Origin of the sequence: Paraburkholderia sp. SIMBA_053 (assembly GCF_046534895.1) — a bacterium.
In the GTDB taxonomy this organism is placed as follows: domain Bacteria; phylum Pseudomonadota; class Gammaproteobacteria; order Burkholderiales; family Burkholderiaceae; genus Paraburkholderia; species Paraburkholderia caledonica.
Genome location: NZ_JAWRXU010001418.1, coordinates 1 through 246, shown reverse-complemented (window position 1 = coordinate 246; position 246 = coordinate 1). Strand labels below are relative to the sequence as shown.

Here is a 246-nt window from a genome sequence, read left to right as displayed (position 1 = left end):
CGTCGGGACCGACGCCCACTGCCGCGACCACCGCCTCGACGATGCGCTGCACGAGCGGCTCGTTTTGCAGCAGCGCAGAACCGGCCGCGACGTTGCAGACTTTCTTGGCCGGACAGCCCATGTTGATGTCGATGATCTGCGCGCCGTGGTCGACGTTGTAGCGCGCCGCCTCGGCCAGCTGCGCCGGCTCGGTGCCGGCGATCTGCACGCTGATCGGGTCTGGCTCGCCGGCATGGTCCATGCGGT

The 246-nt window shown here is 69.1% G+C and carries 1 protein-coding gene; it reads right to left on the bottom strand.

Annotated elements, in window-relative coordinates:
- A partial coding sequence (locus SB753_RS40280) for a tRNA-dihydrouridine synthase (RefSeq protein ID WP_410805575.1) occupies nt 1-246 on the bottom strand: 246 nt, incomplete at both ends.